21 protein-coding genes, 1 tRNA gene and 1 riboswitch are annotated in these 20922 nt (G+C 71.0%); of the genes, 13 read left to right on the top strand and 9 right to left on the bottom strand.

Going from position 1 to position 20922, the window contains the following annotated elements; all coding sequences use genetic code 11:
* Nucleotides 1-74: 74 nt before the first annotated feature.
* From VF557_13990 to VF557_13980, 3 genes are all read left to right on the top strand, one after another.
* On the top strand, nucleotides 75-2540 hold the full coding sequence (locus VF557_13990; GenBank protein ID HEX8081316.1) for a hypothetical protein: 2466 nt from the start codon (nucleotides 75-77) through the stop codon (nucleotides 2538-2540).
* 110 nt (nucleotides 2541-2650) lie between these two features.
* Nucleotides 2651-4885, top strand: a complete 2235-nt coding sequence (locus VF557_13985) for a (Fe-S)-binding protein (protein HEX8081315.1) — start codon at nucleotides 2651-2653, stop codon at nucleotides 4883-4885.
* A gap of 96 nt (nucleotides 4886-4981) precedes the next feature.
* A complete protein-coding gene (locus tag VF557_13980) occupies nucleotides 4982-5965 on the top strand; it encodes an AAA family ATPase (protein HEX8081314.1) in 984 nt (327 codons plus the stop codon).
* Here the strand turns inward: VF557_13980 and VF557_13975 are convergent.
* A complete protein-coding gene (locus VF557_13975; protein HEX8081313.1) occupies nucleotides 5891-6715 on the bottom strand; it encodes a sulfite exporter TauE/SafE family protein in 825 nt (274 codons plus the stop codon). The genes VF557_13980 and VF557_13975 overlap by 75 nt on opposite strands.
* 26 nt (nucleotides 6716-6741) lie before the next feature.
* Here VF557_13975 and VF557_13970 point away from each other — a divergent pair, with 26 nt between their 5' ends.
* The 4 genes from VF557_13970 (at nucleotide 6742) to VF557_13955 (ending at nucleotide 11452) form a co-directional block, all read left to right on the top strand.
* Complete coding sequence (locus VF557_13970; protein ID HEX8081312.1) at nucleotides 6742-8670, top strand: penicillin-binding transpeptidase domain-containing protein; 1929 nt, start codon at nucleotides 6742-6744, stop codon at nucleotides 8668-8670.
* An 18-nt stretch (nucleotides 8671-8688) separates the two neighbouring features.
* Nucleotides 8689-9126, top strand: a complete 438-nt coding sequence (locus tag VF557_13965) for a nitroreductase family deazaflavin-dependent oxidoreductase (protein HEX8081311.1) — start codon at nucleotides 8689-8691, stop codon at nucleotides 9124-9126.
* 113 nt (nucleotides 9127-9239) lie between these two features.
* Nucleotides 9240-10061, top strand: coding sequence for a response regulator transcription factor (locus VF557_13960; GenBank protein ID HEX8081310.1), 822 nt, complete (start codon nucleotides 9240-9242; stop codon nucleotides 10059-10061).
* The gene (locus VF557_13955) at nucleotides 10058-11452 is read left to right on the top strand and encodes a HAMP domain-containing sensor histidine kinase (protein HEX8081309.1); all 1395 of its coding nucleotides are present in this window, start codon (nucleotides 10058-10060) and stop codon (nucleotides 11450-11452) included. The genes VF557_13960 and VF557_13955 overlap by 4 nt, the downstream gene beginning before the upstream one ends.
* A 22-nt stretch (nucleotides 11453-11474) precedes the next feature.
* Here the strand turns inward: VF557_13955 and VF557_13950 are convergent, their stop codons facing one another.
* Nucleotides 11475-12101 carry a hypothetical protein gene (locus VF557_13950; GenBank protein HEX8081308.1) on the bottom strand — a complete coding sequence of 209 codons (627 nt, stop codon included), beginning with the start codon at nucleotides 12099-12101 and terminating at the stop codon, nucleotides 11475-11477.
* Between the two features lie 138 nt (nucleotides 12102-12239).
* Here VF557_13950 and VF557_13945 point away from each other — a divergent pair, with 138 nt between their 5' ends.
* The 4 genes from VF557_13945 to VF557_13930 all read left to right on the top strand — a co-directional run bounded on the left by VF557_13945 (nucleotide 12240) and on the right by VF557_13930 (nucleotide 15407).
* Complete coding sequence (locus VF557_13945) at nucleotides 12240-12728, top strand: GNAT family N-acetyltransferase (protein ID HEX8081307.1); 489 nt, start codon at nucleotides 12240-12242, stop codon at nucleotides 12726-12728.
* A 124-nt stretch (nucleotides 12729-12852) separates the two neighbouring features.
* Nucleotides 12853-13443 carry a TetR/AcrR family transcriptional regulator gene (locus VF557_13940; protein HEX8081306.1) on the top strand — a complete coding sequence of 197 codons (591 nt, stop codon included), beginning with the start codon at nucleotides 12853-12855 and terminating at the stop codon, nucleotides 13441-13443.
* Between the two features lie 125 nt (nucleotides 13444-13568).
* Nucleotides 13569-14657, top strand: a complete 1089-nt coding sequence (locus VF557_13935) for a branched-chain amino acid aminotransferase (GenBank protein ID HEX8081305.1) — start codon at nucleotides 13569-13571, stop codon at nucleotides 14655-14657.
* Nucleotides 14658-15407, top strand: a complete 750-nt coding sequence (locus VF557_13930; GenBank protein ID HEX8081304.1) for a maleylpyruvate isomerase family mycothiol-dependent enzyme — start codon at nucleotides 14658-14660, stop codon at nucleotides 15405-15407.
* Nucleotides 15408-15443: 36 nt separating this feature from the next.
* Here VF557_13930 and dcd read toward each other — a convergent pair whose 3' ends face one another.
* Both dcd and VF557_13920 read right to left on the bottom strand, forming a co-directional pair.
* The gene (dcd, locus tag VF557_13925; protein HEX8081303.1) at nucleotides 15444-16022 is read right to left on the bottom strand and encodes a dCTP deaminase; all 579 of its coding nucleotides are present in this window, start codon (nucleotides 16020-16022) and stop codon (nucleotides 15444-15446) included.
* Between the two features lie 46 nt (nucleotides 16023-16068).
* Nucleotides 16069-16593: a hypothetical protein gene (locus tag VF557_13920; GenBank protein HEX8081302.1), complete on the bottom strand. Its 525-nt coding sequence runs from the start codon at nucleotides 16591-16593 to the stop codon at nucleotides 16069-16071.
* Nucleotides 16594-16916: 323 nt separating this feature from the next.
* Here VF557_13920 and VF557_13915 point away from each other — a divergent pair, with 323 nt between their 5' ends.
* Nucleotides 16917-17159, top strand: coding sequence for a helix-turn-helix transcriptional regulator (locus VF557_13915; protein HEX8081301.1), 243 nt, complete (start codon nucleotides 16917-16919; stop codon nucleotides 17157-17159).
* A gap of 77 nt (nucleotides 17160-17236) precedes the next feature.
* Nucleotides 17237-17307, top strand: a tRNA-Gly gene (locus tag VF557_13910).
* A 16-nt stretch (nucleotides 17308-17323) separates the two neighbouring features.
* Here VF557_13910 and VF557_13905 read toward each other — a convergent pair.
* From VF557_13905 to VF557_13885, 5 genes are all read right to left on the bottom strand, one after another.
* Nucleotides 17324-18058 (bottom strand): (2Fe-2S)-binding protein, encoded by a 735-nt coding sequence (locus VF557_13905; GenBank protein HEX8081300.1) that lies wholly within the window; start codon nucleotides 18056-18058, stop codon nucleotides 17324-17326.
* 43 nt (nucleotides 18059-18101) lie between these two features.
* Entirely contained in the window at nucleotides 18102-18926 is an 825-nt protein-coding gene (locus VF557_13900) for a CbtA family protein (GenBank protein HEX8081299.1), read from the bottom strand.
* A gap of 25 nt (nucleotides 18927-18951) precedes the next feature.
* Nucleotides 18952-19173: a CbtB-domain containing protein gene (locus VF557_13895; protein HEX8081298.1), complete on the bottom strand. Its 222-nt coding sequence runs from the start codon at nucleotides 19171-19173 to the stop codon at nucleotides 18952-18954.
* Nucleotides 19174-19230: 57 nt separating this feature from the next.
* A riboswitch (cobalamin riboswitch) is annotated at nucleotides 19231-19305 on the bottom strand.
* A 122-nt stretch (nucleotides 19306-19427) separates the two neighbouring features.
* On the bottom strand, nucleotides 19428-20399 hold the full coding sequence (locus VF557_13890; GenBank protein ID HEX8081297.1) for a hypothetical protein: 972 nt from the start codon (nucleotides 20397-20399) through the stop codon (nucleotides 19428-19430).
* Between the two features lie 110 nt (nucleotides 20400-20509).
* Nucleotides 20510-20779, bottom strand: a complete 270-nt coding sequence (locus VF557_13885) for a hypothetical protein (GenBank protein ID HEX8081296.1) — start codon at nucleotides 20777-20779, stop codon at nucleotides 20510-20512.
* Nucleotides 20780-20922 lie beyond the last annotated feature (143 nt).

The following is a 20922-nucleotide window of genomic DNA, read 5'->3' as shown; positions in this document are numbered from 1 at the left end:
CGCGATGACGTGAGTGGGCTAGCTTCGCCCCTACCGGGCCTGTCCGGCGGCCGGACTTCACCGATAGGAGCGTCGTGACCTATCCCACCGCCGACCGCCACCGGTTCTTCACACCCCACCGCTGTCCGGATTGCGGCATGCCGATCACCGCCGCTACACCGAGGTGCGCCGGATGCGGGCTGCTGCTGACCAGCCCCACCGCCAGCCGGCTCGCGGAGCAACTGGTCGCGGCTGACCAGACGATGGCGCAGCTGCGATTCGAGTCCCAGGCCGTCCCCCAGCAGTCCGTGCCCCCGCAGGCCGTGCCCCCGCGGGGCGTTCCCCAGCAGGGCGTTCCCCCGCAGGGCGTTCCCCAGCAGCAGGGTGAGTGGGTGTCGGCGGCGCCCGTAGCGACCGCCGCGCCAGGGCAGGTCGGCGGCGCCGGCGCGTTCCCCGGCTATCCGGCCCCTGTCGCCGCCGGCGGCAGGCGGTTGCCGGCGGCGAGCGGGGCGGCCATCGTGCTCGGCCTCGGGGGGCTGTGCCTGCTGGTCGCGGCGGTCATCTTCGTGTCGGTGTCCTGGGGAACGCTGTCGCTCGGCGCGAAGGCCGCGGTGCTGGCCGCGGTGACCGCGATCTTCGGCCTCGCGGCCGCGGCGGTGACCCGCAGGGGTCTGCGCGGCTCCGCCGAAACGCTGTGGGCCAGCACCCTGCTGAATCTCACGCTGGACGTCTGGGCGATCCGCCGGGTCGATCTGGCCGGGTGGTCATCGGTGGACGCGCGCGTCTTCACCGCCCTGGGCGCGGTAGCGGTGGGGGCGGCGGCGCTGGGCAGCACGGTGGCCACCCGACGCTCGGCGCTAGGACGCCCGCTGGTCAGCACCCAGCTCATTCTGGGTGGCGCGGCCTACGTCGGGCTGCTGTGCGCGGTTGCCAGAACCGGGGCCACCCTCTGGCTGCAGTTCGGCGTCGCGGTGATCGGCATGGCAGCGCTGGGGATCGCTGCCCGGACGGCAGGACTGCGCGTTACCACGTGGGTGTGCGGCCTGGCCGCCACCCAATCCTGGCTCGACCTGGTGGGGTTGGGGATCCTCGACGCGGTCATCTCGGGGCCCTTCGTGCCACGGCTGTGGGACGGCCAGGCCAACGAGTTGCCGGCTGCGATCGTCCTGGCACTCTGCGCGGCGGCCGTCCCGGCGGTGCTGCGAGTGCCCCTGCTGCGGTTGGCCGCCGCGGTGGCCGGCCTCGGGTTGGCTGCCGGGACGGCGTGGCTCATCGGCGAGCACTACCTCTCAGGAGTCTCCGCACTGGCCGGCGTGCTGCTGGGTCTGGCCCTGCTCAGCCTGGTGCGGCATCCGCTCTGGAGCCGGGCCGTTCTGCTGGTGCTGGGCGGCGCCGGCACGGTGAGCGTGTTGGTGTTGCTGCGGGCGGCATTCGCCGGCATCTCGGCCTCGACCGACCTGGGCGGCCCGATCTGGCGGCGGCGCCCCATGGATGCGCTGCTGGACGCGGGCCAACCGGTGATCGAGGTGCTGCCGTCGCTGGTCCTGCTCGCGGCGGCCACGGCGACAGCGCTGCTGGTCCGGCCGCTGCTGAAGGACTGGACGCAACGGTGGAGCGCCGCCCAGGAGCGGTGGATCGCCGCGGTGGCTGGTCCTGCCGCGCTCGCGATCTGGCTGAACGTCCACCCGCCGCTGCTGGTGGCCACTCTCGGATGGCTGCTGCTGGCGCTCGCGGGCGTCCTGCTGGCCCGGCGCGACGGCTGGCTGCTGGCGATACCGGGGCTGCTGCTGGCGCTGGCGCTGGTTACGGCACTGGCCTCGGAGCCGACCACCATCCTCGCCTTCGCGGCGGGGGCCGGCGCGGCGCTGGCCGCCGGCCGGTGGCTCGCCCGCGACGTCCCGGCTCTGCGGCAGGCCTGCGAGCTGGCCGCCGTCGCGCAGCTGTTCGTTCTCATCGCCGCCGGGTTCTCGCTGGGCACGCCCGAACGGTGGACGCCGACCGTGGCCGGCCTGCTCGGATGTGCCGCGGTGCTGGGCGTGGTCGCGGCGCGGTCACCGATCCGCCGCTGGTGGTTCTGGCCGGCGGTGTCGGCGGTGATCGTCGCAGGTTGGATCGAGGCGGGCGTGCATTCGATGCACGCGCCCGAGCTCTACTCCACGCCGGTCGGGCTGCTGGCGCTTCTCTTCGGCGTGCAGGTCGCACGGCGCGAGCCGACCTCGCCGTCCTGGCTCGTCCTAGGTCCGGGGCTGCTGATCCTCACCGTCCCGCTGGTGGCGCCGGCGTTGCGCGAACCGCTGTCGTGGCGGGCGCTGGCGCTGGGTGTGATCGCGCTGCTGAGCCTGCTGGTCGGCGCGCGGCTCAAGCTGCAGGCCCCGCTGGTGATCGGCGCCGCCGAACTGGCGCTGTTGGTGATAACCGAGCTCTCGCCGTACGCGCTCGGGCTGCCCCGCTGGGTGGTGATCGGCACGCTAGGGGTGCTGCTGCTGACGCTCGGTGTCACCTGGGAAAGCCGGCTGGCGAACCTTCGCAGCGCGCGCCGGGTGATCGCCGACATGCTCTGAGCCGTTGTGACCCATTCGGCGTCCGGCTGACGTGGTTACCCGCTGGTAACCCTGGGTATCCTGGGCCGGTCACGCTTGACGACGCTAAGCCGACGACGCTGGAGGCCGCAGTGGCACTGCGCATTACCCTGACCGTGCTCATGACCGCGGCTACCGCGGCGATAGCGGGTTGGCGGATCCTCTGGCTGGTACGACTGATCCGCTCCGGCACAGCCGCTCCGGGGCGTGGCAAGAACGCCGGCGTCCGCGCGGCCAACGACGCCGAAGAGGTGCTGGGCCAGACCCGGCTGCTGAAGTGGTCGGTCCCCGGCCTGGCGCACTTCTTCACCTTCTGGGGCTTCCTGATCCTGAACCTGACCATCCTGGAGGCCTACGGCGCGCTGCTGATCGACCGTGACTTCCACATCCCGATCATCGGCAAGTGGCAGGTGCTGGGCTTCCTCGAGGACTTCTTCGCGGTCGCGGTGCTAGCCGGGTTGGCCACCTTCGCGGTGCTGCGCATCCGCAACGCTCCAAAACGCAAGCAGCGGGACTCGCGCTTCTACGGCTCGCACACCGGCCCGGCCTGGACGATCCTGGGCATGATCACGCTGGTCATCCTGACGCTGTTCCTGCTGCGCGGCGCCCAGATGAATGCCGGCGAGTTCCCGTTCGGGGAGTCCAAGTGGACCTTCGCCTCGTACCTGACCGCGAAGGCGCTGGGCGAGGGCGACTACAACACCGGCCTCGCCACCATCTTCCTGCTGGCGCAGGTGGCGGTCGTCCTGGCGTTCCTGATCATCGTCACCTACTCCAAGCACCTGCACATCGCCACCGCCCCGATCAACGTGTACTTCAAGCGGCTGCCCAAGGCGCTCGGCGCGCTGCCCCCGGTCACCGACGCCCAGGGCAAGACCATCGACTTCCTCGATGTCGAGAACCTGTCCGAGGACACCGTGTTCGGCAAGGGCAAGGTCGAGGACTTCAGCTGGAAGGCCTACCTGGACTTCGCGACCTGCACCGAGTGCGGCCGCTGCCAGTCCCAGTGCCCGGCCTGGAACACCGGCAAGCCGCTGTCGCCCAAGCTGGTGATCATGGACCTGCGCGACCACCTGTTCGCCAAGGCCCCGTACCTGATCGGCGGCAAGTCGGTCCCCGACGACGCGGTGCCGAACTTCGCCACCCCCGCGGCCGAGGGCGGCTCGCACGGCACCCACGTGCCCGAGGCCGGCTACCCCCGGGTGGAAGGCTCCGGCATCGAGCAGGTCACCCGGCCGCTGGTCGGCGACCTCGCCTCACACGGCGTGATCGACCCGGACGTGCTGTGGTCCTGCACCACCTGCGGGGCGTGCGTCGAGCAGTGCCCGGTCGACATCGAGCACATCGACCACATCGTCGACATGCGCCGCTACCAGGTGCTGATCGAGTCCTCGTTCCCGTCCGAGGCCGGCACCATGCTGCGCAACCTGGAGAACAAGGGCAACCCGTGGGGCCTGCCCGCCAAGAACCGCGAGGAGTGGACCGAGGGCCTGGGCTTCGAGGTCCGGCGGGTCTCGCCCGGCGAGCCGCTGCCCGCCGAGGTCGAGTACCTGTTCTGGGTGGGCTGCGCCGGCGCGCTGGAGGACCGGTCCAAGAAGGTCACCAAGGCCTTCGCCGAACTGCTCAACGTGGCCGGGGTCGAGTTCGCCATCCTCGGCTCGAACGAGACCTGCACCGGCGACTCGGCCCGCCGGCTCGGCAACGAGTTCGTGTTCCAGATGCTGGGGGCCGAGAACGTCGAGAAGCTCAACTCGATCAAGCCCGACGGGCGGCCGCTGAAGATCGTGGCCACCTGCCCGCACTGCTTCAACACCATCGCCAACGAGTACCCGCAGCTCGGCGGTGAGTACGAGGTGGTGCACCACACCCAACTGCTCGGCAAGCTGGTCGCCGACGGGCGGTTGACCCCGGTCGAGCCGGTCGACAAGAAGGTCACCTACCACGACCCGTGCTACCTCGGCCGGCACAACAAGGTCTACACCCCGCCGCGCGAGGTGCTCGGCGCAATCCCGCAGCTGCGGTCCGAGGAGATGCACCGCTGCAAGGACCGGGGCTTCTGCTGCGGCGCCGGCGGCGCGCGGTTCTGGATGGAGGAGAAGATCGGCAAGCGGATCAACGTTGAGCGCACCGACGAGGCGCTGGGCCTGGACCCCGACCTGATCTCGACGGCCTGCCCGTTCTGCATGGTGATGCTCTCGGACGCGGTGACCAGCAAGCAGGCCGACGGCTCTGCCTCCGGGCGCGTCCAAGTGCTCGACGTGGCCCAGATCCTGCAGCAGTCGATGGGGCGTCCGGCTGTAGTCGAACAGGTCGAGCCGGCGTCCTGACCGCACCGGGCAGCGCGCCGGTCCGCGCTGTGCGCCTACAGTGCTGTGCGCCTACAGTGCTGTGCGCCTACAGTGCTGGGCGCCTACAGTGCGGAAATGACCTTCACCGTGACCGGCGTGGCGCGAACCATGGCGTTGCAACGGCTCGAATGGGTCCTGGACGGGCTCAACGCGGCAGCGGGCTGGGGCCATGACGCCGCGGACGTGCTGGATGCCGGTTTTCTCGAGGCGATCGCGCCGACCGACTACGCCGAGCTGACCGGGCAGCGCGCCGGCGACTTCGCACCACTCCACCTCACGGCTGTCGAGGCAGGTGACCACACCGCACGCGCGAGGCTGGGTAACCACACCGACGGTGCGCGCTACTGGCTCACCTGCACGGTGGACCCGAACCCGCCGCACCGCATCCTCAGCACCTCGCTGCAGGCAGAGGTGCCGGACGGCCTCACCCCCCGCTTGCCGATGGACTTCACCGGCTGGCAGATGAGCGTCGAACGGCCGGGACAGTTGATCGTGTTCGCCGGTGTCCCAGGCACCGGCAAGAGCACCCTCGCCGACGCGGTCGGCCGCGAGTCGGGAATCCCGGTGTTCGCCATGGACTGGCTGCTCGGCGCGCTGACGCCGTTCGGTGGTCGCCATCTCGACCAGCCGTTCGACATCGGGTACGAGCTGCTGACCACCCTGGCGCTGCGGCAACTGTCGCTCGGGCAGTCGGCGATCCTCGACGCGCCGGTCGAGGACGAACTGGTGCGGCGACGGTGGAGCACCCTGGCGGCCGCGGCCGGAACATCGCTCACTGCCTTCGTGACCGTCTGCGATGACCCGGCGGTGCACCGGAAGCGTCTGGCCACCCGCGACCGAGGCATTCCGGGCTGGCATCAGGGCGGCGACTGGGCCGACGTCACGCGCCGGCTGGCGCTGTTTCCGGTGTGGCCAGGTGCGGTGATCCTCGACTCCCGGCAACCGCTGGCCGACACCGTCGCGACGGTGCTGGCTGAACTCCGGTCAGGGGAAGAGCAGGAACTTGGTCAGGGCGGCCAACCCGACCACCACGATCACCGCGCGCAGCACAGCCGGTGAGAGCCGGCGCCCCACCACCGCCCCGAGCTGGCCGCCGATGGTCGAGCCGACCGCGATCAGGGCCACGTACACCCAGTTGGGGTCGGCCAGCAGCACGAACAGAAGGCCGGCGACCGCGTTCACCACACCGGACAGGACGTTCTTCACACCGTTGACCCGCTGCAGGTCGTGGTCCAGCAGGGCGCCCATGATCGCGACCAGCAGCACCCCCTGAGCGGCGCCGAAGTACCCCCCGTAGACCCCGGTCAGCAGCACCAGGACCCACAGCAGGATCGGATGCCGGCCCTGGGTGTTCGGGTGCGACTGCTCCACGAAGCGGCGGGCCAACCGGGGCTGGGCGATCACCAGCACCAGCGCCAGCACGATCAGGACCGGCACCACCGCCCGGAACACGCTGGCCGGCAGCACCAGCAGCAGCAGCGCGCCGACGATCCCACCCGCCAGGGACGCCGAGCCCAGCCGCAGCAGCCGGTCACGCTGGCCGGCCAGCTCCCGGCGGTAGCCGTAGGCGCCGCTGAAGGTGCCGGGCACCAGTCCGATGGTGTTGCTGACGTTGGCTGTCACCGGCGGCACCCCGAGGGAGATCAGCACCGGAAAGGTGATCAGCGTGCCGGAACCCACCACGGTGTTGATCGTTCCGGCGGCGACGCCGGCCAGCGCTACGGCCGTGGCGGCGCCGATCCCTGTCACCCGGCCACCGTAGTCGCCCGGCCGGGACCGACCGGTCCCCAGCCCGCGTGCGGCGGGCACTCAGCTGACTTTGGTTGAATCGAGTCATGCTCACCCGCGCCCCCCGAACCCGGCGACCGCCCCGGTCGCGATGGCTGGCAGGGCTGGTCGCGTTGATCATCGCCGCCTTGGCACTGACCGGCTGCACCCAGGCGAAGAAGGTCCCTGCGGAGCAGCGGGCGGCGCAGGCCTACCTGGATGCCCTCGGCGCAGCTGACGTCGCCGCCGCCGGCCAGCGCACCACCGACGCAGCCACCGCGACGGCCGCGATCACCAGGAGCCTGGCCAGGCTGTCCGAATTCGGTAGCGGGCTGCGGGGCAGTCTGCGGGTCACCGGACTCACCGAACGGCAGCCGGGATCGGCCACCGCGAACTACGAGGCCAGCTGGCAGCTACCCGGACTGAGCACGCCGTGGCGCTACACCGGCACGCTGACGATGGTGAAGCAGGCCGAGGACTGGCGGGTGAGCTGGGCTGCCAGCGCCATCCACCCCCGACTTGCCGACGGCTCGCACCTGGCGCTCAAGCGCAGCCAGCCGGTCCGGGCCGCCCTGCAGGACAGCAGCGGCGCCCCGCTGTTCCGGCCGACTCCGGTGGTCACCGTGGGCGTCAACCCGTCCGCCGTCCAGGACCTGAGCAGCCTGGCGGCCCGGCTGGCGGCGGTGCCGCAGCTGCAGACCACCGCCGGTGAGATAAGCAGCGCCGTGGCCGCGGCGGGCAAGACCCAGTTCGTTCCGATCATCACGCTGCGCCGGCCGGCCTACGAGCAGGTCAAGCCCCAGATCTACAACCTGCCCGGCACCCAGTTCCAGTCCGAGAGCCGGCTGCTGCCGCCCAGCCCGAACTTCGCCAGGCCGCTGCTGGGCAGCGTGGGGGCGGCCACCGCCGAGATCATCGAGGACTCGCGGGGGCAGGTCCAGGCCGATGACCTCGTCGGGCTGTCCGGCCTGCAGCGAGCGCTGGACCCGCAACTGCGCGGCACCCCGGGCGTCGACGTCTACTCGGCCAGCGACGCCGACGCGACCCTGGGCGCCAAGCTCGGCACGGTGGCCCCGCCGGTGGCCGGCAAGCCGGTCCGGCTGACGTTGGAGCGCGCCGTCCAGGCAGCCGCCGACGCCACCCTGGACGCCGAGTCACGACCGGCCTCGATCGTGGCGCTGCAACCGTCCACCGGCAGGGTCCTGGCAGTGGCCAACAGCGCCAGCGCTCCCGGCAACATCGCCCTGACCGGGCAGTACCCGGCCGGTTCCACCTTCAAGATCGCCACCTACGCCGCGGCGTTGCAGGCCGATCCGGCCCTGACCGCCGGCACCGCGGTGGACTGCCCGCCCACCATCACGGTCAGCGGCCGGACCTTCCAGAACCACGACGAGGTCGAGCACGGCCGGATCCCGCTGACCGCGGCGTTCGGCTACTCCTGCAACACCACCGCGATCGACCTGGGGATGAAGCTGCCGCCCGGCGCCCTGGCCGAGACCGCCGGCCGGCTCGGGTTGGGAGGCGACTGGAAGCTGCCGGTGCCGGCGTTCTCCGGATCGATCCCGGCCACCGCCACCGGGACCGAGCAGGCCGCCGAGGCGATCGGCCAGGGCAAGGTGCTGGTCAGCCCGCTGCTGATGGCCTCGATGGCAGGCGCCGCCGCCACGGGCGCCTCCGTGGCGCCGTCCCTGGTCGCCGGCCAGCAGGCCGCGCCGGGCCCGGCGCTGGACGCCAGGGTGCGAACCGAGCTGAACGCGCTGATGCGGGCTGTCGTCGCCATGCCGGGCGCCACCGGTCACGCGCTGAACGACCTGCCCGGCCAGCTCCGGGGCAAGACCGGCACCGCGGAGTTCGGAACCGACACCCCGCCCAAGAGCCACTCCTGGTTCGCCGGCGTCCGGGGCGACCTGGCGATCGCGGTGTTCATCTACGGCGGTGAGGACTCGACCACCGGGGCGGTTCCGTTGACCGAACAGTTCTTCACCAAGTTGCCCTGAGTTTTGTACGGTGGATTCATGACCACCAACGATGCGCACGTCTACGACAGTCCCGTGGGTTGGGTCGCCGAGCACACCCAGCGTTACGTGGAGACCGACGGCCGGGAGGGGCACGAGTGGCACGGCGTTCAGACCCTGCTGCTCACCACCAAGGGCCGTAAGAGCGGCAAGCTGCGCCGCACTGCCCTGATCTACGGCAAATCCGGCTCCTCCTACGTCGTGGTCGCCTCCGCGGCCGGTGACGACAAACATCCGGCCTGGTACCTGAACCTGACCGAGAACCCCGAGGTCGCCCTGCGGGTCGGCGCCGAGGACCTCGTCGCCATCGCCCGGACGGCTGATGACTCGGAGAAGCCGGAACTCTGGAAGATGATGTGCCAGCTCTGGCCGGAGTACGAGGAGTACCAGACCAAGACCGACCGGCCGATCCCGGTCGTCGTGCTCGACCCGGTCTAGCCCTCGGCCCGCGCGGCTGCCCGGTCCGGTTCCTGCCGCGAAACCTTCGGACTCGTACCTGATCCTGATCTGCAGGTGACCTGGTCGAGGCCGGAGCCTCGTACAGTTCCGCTGTGCCGACCGACCTGCCCAGCCGCGCGAGCGCCCGCGGGCTGATTCTGGTGATCGAGGACGAGCCGGCCATCGCCGAGCTGATCCGGCTGAACCTGGCAGCAGCCGGCTTCGCCGTCCGGCTCGAACGCGACGGCGAGGCCGGGCTGGCCGCGGTCAGCCGGTTCGGCCCGGCAGCGGTCATCCTGGACGTCGGGCTGCCCGGGATCGACGGCATCGAGGTCTGCCGCCGGCTGCGGGCAGCCCAGGACTGGACGCCGGTGCTGTTCGTGACCGCCCGCGACGACGAGGTGGACCGGATCGTCGGGCTGGAACTCGGCGCCGATGACTACATCACCAAGCCGTTCTCGCCCCGCGAGCTGGTGGCCCGGGTGGGCTCGGTGCTGCGCCGGACCCAGCCGGTCGATGAGGCTCCCGTCACGCTGCAGGTCGGCTCGATCCGGCTGGACCCGGCCGCACGGCGGGTGCACGCCGGTGACCACGAGATCAACCTGACCGCCACCGAGTTCGACCTGCTGGCCTACCTGATGCGCCGGCCCGGCCGGGTTTTCGGGCGGGAGCAACTTCTCAGCGAGGTGTGGGGCTACTCCGCGGTCGCCGGGGCTCGCACCGTCGACGTGCACATCGCGCAGGTCCGCGCCAAGCTTGGCGACGCGAGCCCGATCCGGACCGTGCGCGGGGTCGGCTACGCCGTCGAGCCGAGCCGGACACCGCCCAGCTTCCGCCAGCCCAGTCCCACCCGGCCCAGTCCCACCCAGTCCAGTCCCACCCGGCCCAGCCCCACCCAGCCCAGCCCCACACCGGGTCAGGCCGGACCCCGGTGAGGCTGCCGCCCACCACCCTCGCCCAGCGCATCTCGGCGCTGGCGGTCGGGGTCGCGGTGATCACCGCCCTGCTGGCCGGGTTGCTGGCGATCAACCTGGTGCAGCGGTCCAACACGGCCGCTGCCCGGGAGACCTTGGGCGACTTCGCCGACGTGGCCCGGGTGGCCGCCGACCAGGGCTCCAACGCCCGGGACAACCAGGCCCGGGTCCAGGCCAGCCTGCGCACCTTGGGCATCCAGTCGGCGTCGATCGACAGCGCCGGAAACGTGCGCACCAACAGCCCGCTGCTGAGGGTGGTGCTGACCGATGCCAACGTCCGCACGGTGCTGGTCAGCGGATCGCTGTCGGCCCAGCGGCGGATCCAGGGGCAGCTGGTGCTGATCGAGGCGCGTGGCAGCCGGTCCGGCGGCATCGCGCTGGTGCAGCGACGCTCTGAGGCCACCGCGGCCGCTGACCGTGCCATCCGGCAGATCGTCTGGGCGCTGCTGATCGCGGTCGGCCTGGCGGCGCTGCTGGGCCTGCTGGTGGCACTCCGGATCTCCCGGCCGCTGCGCCGGACCGCCGAGGCCGCCCACGCGCTGGCCGCCGGTCACCGGGACGTGGCGGTGCTGGCCCAAGGTCCCGCCGAGGTGGCCGAGGTGGGGGTGGCGCTGAACTCGCTGGCCGCCGCGCTGTCGCATTCGGAAGCCCGCCAGCGGGAGTTCCTGCTGTCGGTGTCGCACGAGCTGCGCACGCCGCTCACCGCGATCACCGGCTACGCCGAGTCGCTGGCCGACGGGGTGGTGGCACCCGAGCAGGCCGCCGAGGTCGGGTCCATCGTGCTCACCGAGTCGCTGCGGCTCGACCGGCTGGTGGCCGACCTGCTGGATCTGGCCCGGCTGGACGCCCAGCAGTTTCGCATCGAACTCCGCGACGTCGATGTCCTGGAGCTGTGCCGGGCCGCCGGCCAGGTCTGGTCCGGGCGGTGCGCGGCGGTCGGCGTCCGGTTCGAACTGCAGCTGGACGCGACCGCCCGGGCGGGACGTTGCGTCATCCGGACGGACCCGGCGCGGCTGCGGCAGGTGCTCGACGGCCTGCTCGAGAACGCGCTGCGGGTAACCCCGGCCGGCGCCCCGATCGTGCTGGCGGCGCGGGCCGAGCAGGCCCCGGACCAGCGGCCGGTGGTGGTGGCCGAGGTGCGGGACGGCGGTCCGGGCCTGGCCGAGGCCGACTTCGCGGTCGCCTTCGAGCGCTCGGCGCTCTACGAGCGTTACCGGGGGCTGCGGCAGGTCGGCACCGGGCTGGGCCTGGCCATCGTCGCGGGCCTGGTCAGCCGGCTCGGCGCCACCATCGAAGCCGGCCGCGCCCCGGAGGGCGGGGCCCGCTTCACGGTGCGGCTGCCGGCCGGCTGAGCTCCCGGGTCGGCCGGTGAGACTACGGCGTCGCGTCCACCACGTGCTGAGCGGTCAGGCTGGTGGTTCCGATGCCGGTGACGGCCACCTGGTCGCCGGTGCGCACGTCGCTGATCGTTCCGGCCGGGCCGTTGCCGAGGCCGCCGCGGTTGCCCCGCTCGCCGCTCTTGCCCTTGCCCAGGCTCGGCAGGCCCTTGCGGAGGTGCACCTTGGTGTCGCCGGTGATCGCATAGGTCTGGGTGACGCCGTCCAGCGCCTTGACGGTGATCGAGGTGGCCGAGACCGCCGTGACCTCACCGCGAATCGCGTTGTGGGTCACGAAGGTGTTCTCGCTGTCGCCGTCGGGGGTGACCCACTGGGCGTGCAGGGCCCGCCCCAGCGCCTTGAGCGCGAGCTTGCGGGCCTTGGGTCCTCGCGCCTTGTCCGGCGCCGCGGCGCCCGGAGCGAGGCCGGACGTGCCGGGCTTGGCCGGGTTACCGGGTTTGGTGGGGGCGCTGGTCGCACCGGGGGTACTGGGCTTGGCCGGGGCGCTGGTCGTACCGGGGGTACCGGGCTTGGTGGGGGCGCTGGTCGAGGTGGCGAGCGCGGCCGTGCCGGCTCCGAGCACCACGACCGCGGCCGATGCCGCGAGCGCCATCTTCTTCAACATGTGATCTCCCTGATCGCCAGCTGGGATGAGTGGACCCTGCCGACAGTGCCACGTCAAGGTTTGCCGCCAAACAGAGAATTGTCAGGGTTGTGTTCGGGCTCGCGTGGGCCGATCCAACCGGCTGGCTACGCTGGCGGGGTGAGCCTCGAGCTGCACCTGGCCGAGCCGGTCGACCTGGACGCCGGCACCCTCTACCGGATTCTCCAGCTTCGGGTGGACGTCTTCGTGGTGGAGCAGCAGTGTCCGTTCCTCGAGCTGGACGGCCGGGACCTGGAGCCGGGCACCCGCTGGCTGTGGGCCACCGAGGACGGCGCCGTGATCGCCACCCTGCGCATCCTGCGTGAGGATCGAGGCACCGCCCGGATCGGCCGGGTCGCCACCGCCCGGCAAGCCAGGGCCAGCGGGATCGCCACCGTCCTGATGCGCCGGGCGCTGGACTTCCTGGACTCCGACGCCGCCTCGGCCGGTGATCTGCCGGCCGGTATCGAGGTGGTGCTGGACGCGCAGTCGCCGCTGGCGGGCTGGTACCAGCGCTTCGGCTTCGAGCCCGCCGGCGCGGAGTACCTCGAAGACGGCATCAGCCATCTGCCGATGCGCCGTCGCGGCCAGTTGTCGCCCCAGGCGTGACCGCCCCGCATCCCGTTCCGGAGATAGGTCGTGAGCGGCCCGAACAGGCCGAAAGCCCAGATAATCCCAGGGATGGACAACGTCCATAAGATAATCCCATGGTGCTGGTGGGGCACGGTTGCCGATGACAACGACTACGTCCAAACGGATCCGGTTGAGTCCGGACGCGCGCCGGGAGCAGTTGCTCGACCTCGGCGTCAGGATGCTGGCTACCCGGACGCTGGAAGAGCTGTCTGTCGACGCCCTGGCCGAAGAAGCCGGCATCTCCCGGGGCCTGCTGTTCCATTACTTCAAGAACAAGCAGGACTTTCACCGAGCGGTGGTTCAGCGGGCCGCCGATGACCTGCTGGCCCGCACCAGGTCCGACCCGTCACACGAGCCGACCGCCCGGTTGAGGTTGTCGCTGACCCGGTACATCGACTACGTGCTGGCCAACCCGCAGGCCTACATCTCCCTCGTCCGCGGCGCCGCCGGCGGTGACGAGGCGATGCTGGAGATCTTCGACCGGACCCGGGCCGCGCTGACCGCCCGGATCACCGACAACCTCGGGGCCTACGGGGTGCAGGACAGCCCGACCGTCCGGTTGCTGGCCCGTGGCTGGTCGGCGATGGTGGAGGAGGCGGTGCTGAGCTGGGCGGCCGATCCGCAGCTGTCCAAGGAGGAGTTGCTGCGGGTGCTCACCGCCACCCTGCCCGCGGTGTTGGCCGCCGGCTAGCGCGGCGCCGGCCGCCCCAGCGTCGCGCCGGTCGCCGGCTTGCGCGGTCGCGGTCGCAGGCCTGATCGGCTCTGCCGCCCGCGTCAGGATGACGGCGTGCGAACGGGTCATTAGGATGTCTAACTATGTCCTTCACCGTGCAGCGCAACCCCAACCCGCTTCCCGAGGCCGAGCGGGCTGCCGCGTTGGCCAACCCTGGCTTCGGCCAGTTCCGCACCGACCACATGGTCAGAATCGACTGGACTCCTGCCGACGGCTGGGGGCCGGGCGCGGTGCTGCCCTACGGCCCGCTGTCCCTCGACCCGGCCACCAGCGCCCTGCACTACGGCCAGCTGATCTTCGAGGGACTCAAGGCCTACCGCCAGCCGGACGGCTCGATCGCGACGTTCCGGCCGGAGGCCAACGCCGCCAGAATGGCCCGTTCGGCCCAGCGGCTGGCGATGCCCGAACTGCCCGCCGAGCTGTTCCTGGAGTCCGTCCGGGCTCTGGTGGACATCGACCAGGCCTGGGTCAGCGACGCTCCGGATGCCTCGCTGTACCTGCGGCCGTTCATGATGGCCACCGAGGCCGCGCTGGGCGTCCGGGCGGCCAACGCCTACTCCTACCTGCTGATCGCCTCGCCCGCCGGGCCGTACTTCTCCAGTGGCGTCAAGCCGGTGACCGTGTGGCTCTCGACCGAGTACAGCCGGGCCGCCCCGGGGGGCACCGGCGACGCCAAGTGCGCCGGCAACTACGCCGCCTCGCTGGCGGCCCAGGCGCAGGCTGCCGAGCAGGGCTGCGACCAGGTCGTCTGGCTCGACGCCGTGGAGCACCGCTACGTCGAGGAGATGGGCGGCATGAACCTGTACTTCGTCTATGGCAGCGGCGCCGACGCCCGGCTGGTGACCCCGAAGCTGACCGGCACGCTGCTGCCCGGCATCACCCGGGAGTCGCTGCTCACCATTGCCCAGGACCTGGGTTACAGCACGGATGAGGCGGTTGTCTCGACCGAGGACTGGCGGGCCGGTAATGCCAGCGGCGAGCTGACCGAGGTCTTCGCCTGCGGCACCGCCGCGGTGATCACCCCCGTCGGTCACGTCAAGAGCGCCGATGCCGAGTGGACGGTCGGCGACGGCGGGCCGGGACCGGTGAGCATGCGGCTGCGCAAGGCGCTGCTCGACGTGCAGACCGGGCAGGCCCCCGACCCGCACGGCTGGATGCACCGGCTCAGCTGAGTGTTGGAATTCGAGCAGTACCTCGACGAACTGGAGCGGCAGGGCCGGCTGTTGCGGGATTCCGCGCGCCAGCCGTCGCCGCGTGCCGCCGTGCCGTCCTGTCCCGGCTGGGACCTTGCCCGGCTCCTGGGGCACATCACCAAGGTGCACCACTGGGCGAGCTCGATCCTGCACGGTGGCCAGCCGAACGCCTTCGAGTTCAGCGCACCCGACCAGAGCGAGCTGTTCGAGGTCTATGAGGCCGGGCTGCGTGACGTGCTGAGCCAGCTGCGGTCGGTGTCGGACTCCGCGGCGATCTGGACCATGACGCCGGCCCGGTCGGCCAAGCTGTTCTGGGCTCGCCGGCTGGCGCACGAGACCGCCATCCACCGGGTCGACGTTGAGCTGGCGGCCGGCTTCGGCGTCGCGGACTTCGCGCCGGAGTTCGCGGTCGACGGCATCGAGGAGTTGCTCACCGGCCCGGCCGCGCGCTTTGACCGCGGTGGCCTGCCCGGAAACCAGATGATCTCGCTGACGCCGCTGGACTCCAACGCGTCCTGGACGCTGAGTGTCGGCCCGGACCTGCTGAGCTGCCAGCCGGCGGCCGTGGACGACGCCGACCTGAGCGTGTTCGGTCTGGCGAGTGATCTCTACCGGTGGGTGTGGAACCGGGCCGATGATGACGACGTGGCCCTGCGCGGTGACCTGACGCTGGCCGACCGGTGGCGGCAGGACTTCACCGTCCGGTCCACACGCGACTCGGCGCCGTAGCCCTCGCGGACGGGCCGCAGGCTGGGGCCGTCCTGCTCAGGCGGTCGGCCACCGGGTGAAGTTGCGATAGGACCGGCTCGGGGTCGGCCCTCGCTGGCCCTGGTAGCGCGAGCCGTAACGCTCGCTGCCGTAGGGATGCTCGGCCGGTGAGGACAACCGGAACACGCAGAGCTGGCCGATCTTCATGCCAGGCCACAGGGTGATCGGCAGGTTGGCCACGTTGGACAGCTCCAGGGTGATGTGCCCGGAGAACCCCGGGTCGATGAAGCCCGCGGTGGCATGGGTGATCAGTCCCAGCCTGCCGAGCGAGGACTTGCCCTCCAGGCGGCTGGCCAGGTCGTCGGGCAGGGTGACGATCTCGAGCGTCGAGCCGAGCACGAATTCGCCGGGATGCAGCACGAACGGCTCGTCGCCGGCCGGTTCCACCAGCGAGGTCAGCTCGTCCTGCTGCAGCGCGGGGTCGATGTGGGTGTACTGGGAGTTGTTGAAGACCCGGAAGTACCGGTCCAGCCGGACGTCGATCGAGGACGGCTGGACGAGTTCAGGGTCCCATGGCTGCAACCGCAGCCGGCCTGCCTTGATCTCGGCCCGGATGTCGCGATCGCTCAACAGCATGGCGCGGACAGTACCGAACCCGCTGTCGCGCTCGCGACGTCAGGCGTCAGCCCGGGCGCTTGGCGGTGTCGACGTTCGAGTTGGTCTCCAGCGAGGCCGCCACCCGGTCGGCGAGATCCTTACGCCCCGAGGCGTGCAGCCGGCGGACGTAGCTTTCGACCTCGGCCCGCTCCTGCTCGGTCAACGCCGGGCCGCTGGGGGGATCACCCACCGCTGTCTCCGGATTCACGGCCTCGTCGAAGTCGTCGACCGGGCCCACCGTCGCTTTGATGAACGCCTCCAGCGCTCGCCGCTGCGCGTAGCTGAGCCGGTTCGCCTCGACCGGCGGAATCCACGGTTCCTCGGCGCCGGTCGACAGGTTGGCCGCCGCCCGCAGCTCGACGACCGACACTCCGGGAAGCACCGCGGCGAACGCCTCGAGCACTGCCTCGGCCGGACTTCGCGGGTGACTTCCGGCCAGGTACCGGTAGACCGTCGCCCGGTCGAGCGTGCCGCTGAGCGCCTCCACCAACTGTGGCTTCTGCCAACCGGTCGGTAAGTGCTCGTTCAAGTACTCGGACAGCGTGCTCAATAGCGGCGGGTTCCTTCATCGTCTGCTGAATAGCAACGACAGCGTAGAGGGGACGCTTAACAAAGAACAGCTCTTGCTCGTACCGAGTTGTCCTGATTACTATCACGTCGCTGGTCGCTAGCGACTATAGACAGTATAGACGAACAATAGACGAACTGCCTAGTCCGGTTTGTCATTGTGCTGGCCAGGGCTTCCACGGATCAACGCATCGACTTCCGCGGTGCATCCGCGCGACGGATGTCACTTCTGAGCCATCTGCACGAGGGGGAAACATGACAAACGGATTGGTTTCAGCTTTTCGGTGTGGGCAGAGGTGAGAACCGATGCAGCTTCGTAGTCGCCAGACGCTGATCGACTTCCTGGACGCCGCGGGCCTGTCCGAGCGGCAACTCGCACGCGCCGCCGGCCTGGGTCACGCCACCGTGAACCACCTGTTCACCGGCCGGCGCACCACCTGCTCGCTCGGGACGGCCCGGGCGATCGAGCGGGTCTTCGACTGCGGGCCCGGTGTCCTGTTCGCGCCGGACACCGACGCCGATTGGATGCAACTGAGCCATTCGGCCTGACGGGTTGGGGCGGGTGACCGGCTGGACCGGAGAGTTCGGTTCGCTACCATGATGATGCGATTGCGGCGGTAGCGCACGCGGGTGTAGCTCAATGGCAGAGTTTCTGCTTCCCAAGCAGACGGCGCGGGTTCGATTCCCGTCACCCGCTCCGATCAGCCCGGATCTCACACCACCAGCACGCAGTCTCCGCACACCGGAGCCTGCGTGGGCGACAGCCGGTACACCAGGCAGCAGCTGCGGCGGCGGAAGCCCGTCGCGGCGCTGCCCTGGTGGGTGTCCTGCAACGGTGGCCGGCTCAGCAGCCTGCTCACGAGTTCCTCGGTGCGCCCGAGCAGGGCGGGCTCAGCGGCGTCGATCAGCGCCCGGGTGCCGTTGAGAGCCGAGGCTACGTTGCCCCAGAGCACCTGCGGCGACACCCCGAGCTTCGTGCTGCCCTCGATCAGCTCGCGTACCGGGCCGCCCAGCACCGTATCGGCCAGGGCGTCGGCCAGCGTCGCCAGGCTGGTGGCCGCGCTGCCCGCCGGCGGCACGGCGTCGGCGCGCAACGACAGACCTATCGCGCCGGTCCCCGGCCGCCAGCGCAGCAGGCCAGGTTCCACCGGCAGCAGCCGGCCGGTGAGCACCGCCACGCCCAGCGCCGGGCAGATCAACCGGGCAGCCAGGCCCAGCTGGGTCAACGAGACGGCGACTCGCGGCTCGACGTCGCCGGGTTGCAGTCCGCCGGCTTGGGCCAGGGCGGCACGCACCGCCGCGACCCGTGCCTCCAGCGCCCCCGGCTGGCGCAGCAGCTCCTCCAGCGGGCGCCACCCCGCCTGCGGCGCGGACCCTGCTGGATGCGCCTCCAGGGCGAAGAACGGCCCCAGCCTGGCGAGTTCGGCCAGCACAGCGCCGTGGGTCACCGCCGGCCGCCGGGCGTCGGAGTTCAGCGACGCGGGCGGGCGGTCATGCCCGGGCCTCGGCGTCGGTCCGGTTGGCCCCGACGGTGGCCGGGCTCAGCAGCCGGTCGGCCATCGGCGCGAACAGCAGCCCGATCGCCGTCCACAGCAGCAGTTGACCGGCGACCGAGTAGAGCCGGAAGTAGAACAGCACGTCGGCGGGGAAGCCGGGGTAGCGGATCGCGCCGCTGGCGTCGGTGAGCGGTAGCGGCGTCTCGTAGGCCGAGCCGGGCTGGCCGAAGGAGGGCAGCACCGCCATCACGATGCCGATCGCGAGGACGAACGCAGCGCCGGCCAGCAGGCTGGCGTTCCAGTTGCCGAAGCGGGCCCTCAGCCGCTGACCGAGCCAGACGGCCAGCGCCAGGAACACCACCGAGCACAGCACCATCAGCAGGTACATGCTGGTGCGCTGGGCGATGGAGTCTTCCAGGCCGACCGCGGGCGGGTTGGCGGGATAGCGCAGGAACGGCACCAGGTAGAGCCCGACAAAACCCGCGGCGGCGACCAGCAGCGCCAGCGGGCGGGGCCGCAGCCGGCCGACCCGGCCGAGGCAGACCGCGTAGACCAGCGCGAACAGCACGCCCATGCCGATACCGAAGGCGATCATGCCGACACCCATGCCGACGTTGGCCTGGATGGTGCGGGTGAACAGCTCGGAATGCTCGTGCGGCGCGGCGCTCTTGTCGAGCAGCTCCTGGGCGGCGTGGCGGCCGGCCTCGTAATCGATGGCCTTCTGAAGGTGCGGTTCGGCGAAGATCCGGCCGAACACGAACGTCAGCAGCCCGGCGATCGCGCCGCACAGGGCGCCGCGAGCGATGAGGTCCTTCTCCATGTCGAGTTGTCCGCGACCGAGGTGGTCAGTGGCAGGGGAACCCGAGCAGGTGGCGGCTGTCGTGCACGAACTCGTGGATGTAGCTGTTCTGGCCGAACACCGAGACCGCGCCCTGATCGACGCCGATCAGGAGGTACATCGCCAACGCCAGGAAGAAGGCGCCGACCAGCCACAGCGCGGCCACGGTGGCCGGTACGACGACCGGGGTGGCGGCGGTGGCGGTGGGCGAGGTGGAAGTGCTGCTCATGTGGTGCCTCCTTCAGGGATTCTGCGTCCCTTGTCGTTGGGGCGTCGCGATGGCGAAGCATCCTGACTCGCCGGCCACCCTTGGATGACCGACTCACAGTGGCGCGACCGTGCCGGGATCTCACCGGCTTCCGCACGCCATCACGCATCGCGGACGCTAACGTTCGAGTTGGTCCCGCGTCAACCGGACACGGTGCTGCCAGCCGATGTCACACCGGTGCCCCGGGTGCCCGGCTGACGGGCCGAGGCGCCTGGCTAGGAGTACCGGGCCGGCGGCGGCTGCCGGACGGCGGCGGCCTGCTGCAAGTCCAGCGCCAGCTGCTCCTTGCGCATCCGCAGGTCCACGTAGAGCAGCGAGTCGAGGCTGGCCTGGAACGGCGCGGTGAGGGCCACCACCAGCGCGGTGCCGACCGCGGAGATCAGCAGGTAGGCCCACGACAGCGAGCCCGCGCCGGTTCCCAGCAGGCTGGCCGGTTGGTCGCCGGTGACCGCACCGGCGATGGCGCCCACCACCGCGCTCACCACGCCGCCCAGCGCCAGGGTGATGCCGAAGCCGAGCGCCCGGATCCCCCAGACCCGCCAGAACGTGCCGCGAACCAGGTTCTGGGACCGCCGCAGCGCCTGCCCGATGCCGCGGTTCTCGATGATCAGCGCCGGCACCGCGACCGCCCAGATGCCCCACAGCCAGATTCCGGGGGCCAGGCACAGCACCAGGCCCACGGCCGACAGCACGCCCACCAGCAGCGACAGCAGGATCAAGCGCCAGATCCTGGAGCGCACCTTCGACCACACCAGCTCCAGGCCGGCCCGCCGGCCTACCACGTCCTCGGTCACCACCACCACGATCATCCCGGTCAGCACGGCGGCGAAGATGCTGCCTAGCAGCGACAACCCCAGGGTGTTGCCCAGCACCTTGGCGAGCTGGCCCCAGTACACCTGCGGATTGGCCGGGTCGCTCTGGTCGATCGCCCGGCCGCCCTCCAGGTTGGCATAGCGCTGGACGATCAGCGCGATCACCGCCTGGATCACCGCGGCGGCCGCCGACAGCCCGAGCACGATGCGGGCGTTGCGCCTGATCGCGTCCAGGGCGCCGGTGAGGATCTCGCCGACGTCCAGCGGGCGCAGCGGAATGCAGCCGGGCTTGGGAGCCATCGCGCGGTAGTACGGACTGACCGGCGGGATCCCGCCGTAAGGCGGTTGAACTCCACCGTAAGGCGGCTGAACCACGAAGTCTCACCTCGTTCGGCGGTAGGGCTACCGCGGGCAAAGCTGGCAGCCGCCATCCTGGCAGAGGCTCGAAGGTGACTGTGCCGGCCCTGGTGGAGCGACCGCGCGAGTCAGCTCTGCAGGGCGTTCTGCAGGACGAGCATGCCGAATCCCATGACCAGCACCACGAAGACCACGACGGACACGATCACGACCACGTCCAGAAAGCGATCGTTAGCCGCCGCGGCGGTGCCGGCGCGGTCGGCGCGGGCGAAGCGGCGCTGTTCCCGCGCCGAGGCGCCTGCCTGATCAGGCTCGGTGGCCGGTGCCTCGGCCGGGCTGACCGCCGCGCCCGCTTGGGGCGCGCGACGAGTTCGCCACGGGACAGCACTGAGTGTCACCATCCCAGGTTCGGCCCGCTGACCGCTGTACAGAAGCTCCGAGTTCGAACTGCAACCGAGGCGTAACCCGCCAGCGACCACGCTCCCGGCGTCAGCGACTGGGCTAGCGATGACTAGGACTGACTAGCGTTTTTCGAAGATGG

The sequence above is a fragment of the Jatrophihabitans sp. genome (genome assembly GCA_036389035.1).
GTDB lineage: Bacteria > Actinomycetota > Actinomycetes > Mycobacteriales > Jatrophihabitantaceae > Jatrophihabitans_A.
Note: the sequence above shows the minus strand (reverse complement) of the source record. Positions and strands in the feature narration are given on the sequence as shown.

Excerpts from the sequence above, each read along its gene's own strand:
- VF557_13980 (HEX8081314.1), top strand. The coding sequence starts at position 4,982 with ATGACCTTCACCGTGACCGGCGTGGCGCGAACCATGGCGTTGCAACGG.
- VF557_13970 (HEX8081312.1), top strand. The coding sequence starts at position 6,742 with ATGCTCACCCGCGCCCCCCGAACCCGGCGACCGCCCCGGTCGCGATGG.
- VF557_13965 (HEX8081311.1), top strand. The coding sequence starts at position 8,689 with ATGACCACCAACGATGCGCACGTCTACGACAGTCCCGTGGGTTGGGTC.
- VF557_13950 (HEX8081308.1), bottom strand. The coding sequence starts at position 12,101 with ATGTTGAAGAAGATGGCGCTCGCGGCATCGGCCGCGGTCGTGGTGCTC.
- VF557_13940 (HEX8081306.1), top strand. The coding sequence starts at position 12,853 with ATGACAACGACTACGTCCAAACGGATCCGGTTGAGTCCGGACGCGCGC.
- VF557_13935 (HEX8081305.1), top strand. The coding sequence starts at position 13,569 with ATGTCCTTCACCGTGCAGCGCAACCCCAACCCGCTTCCCGAGGCCGAG.
- dcd (HEX8081303.1), bottom strand. The coding sequence starts at position 16,022 with ATGCTGTTGAGCGATCGCGACATCCGGGCCGAGATCAAGGCAGGCCGG.
- VF557_13915 (HEX8081301.1), top strand. The coding sequence starts at position 16,917 with ATGCAGCTTCGTAGTCGCCAGACGCTGATCGACTTCCTGGACGCCGCG.
- VF557_13900 (HEX8081299.1), bottom strand. The coding sequence starts at position 18,926 with ATGGAGAAGGACCTCATCGCTCGCGGCGCCCTGTGCGGCGCGATCGCC.
- VF557_13895 (HEX8081298.1), bottom strand. The coding sequence starts at position 19,173 with ATGAGCAGCACTTCCACCTCGCCCACCGCCACCGCCGCCACCCCGGTC.